Annotated in this window: 1 protein-coding gene; it reads left to right on the forward strand. The window is 41.0% G+C overall.

The annotated features are described in order from the left end of the window. The coding region (locus AC3G7N_RS21095; RefSeq protein WP_489424107.1) for a substrate-binding domain-containing protein at positions 1-709 on the forward strand (709 nt) is incomplete at both ends.

A 709-nucleotide genomic window follows, 5' to 3' on the forward strand; every position in this document is an offset into this window, starting at 1 on the left:
CTGGCTAGAAGTTTAAAACAGAAGCGGACTTCCATGATTGGCGTGATTGTAGCAAATATCATGCACCGATTTTCCACCGAGATAAGCCGGGTTATTGAAGACTTTTTTAATCAGCATGATATGCACGCAATCATCTGTAATGCTGATAATGACCCAGGGAAAGAAAGAAAATACATCGAAATGCTCCGGGCAAAACAAGTGGACGGGTTGATTATTTTTCCGACGGGGCAAAATATTGATCTATACACCAATATGGTTGAAGGGGGTTACCCAGTTGTGTTCATGGATCGTAAAGTGCCCGGCGTAGCCGCACCAACCATTATTTCAAACAATTTGGATGCAGTTTATTCTGCAATTGAACACTTCATTGAAAATGGCCATCAACAAATTGCAATTGCTTCACAACCGTTAACCATTTCCACCCGGACCGATCGGTATGAAGGATATAAAAAAGCCCTCGAAGCATATGGATTAGTAATAAATCCATCATTAATGATTAATGCGGAAATTAAGACAGTGAGGAAAGAGTTAGAAAGGCTTTTCACATCTGGCTCACCACCGACGGCATTATTAGCGGCAAATGACCTAGTCTTTATCGAAGTTCTTGAATTCGCAAAGGAAAATAACCTTCAAGTTGGAGAAGATTTCGCGTTAGCGGTATTTGATAATATTCCTTTCGCGCATTTAGTCAATCCACCAGTGACTACGG

Source organism: Virgibacillus carmonensis (assembly GCF_057836705.1).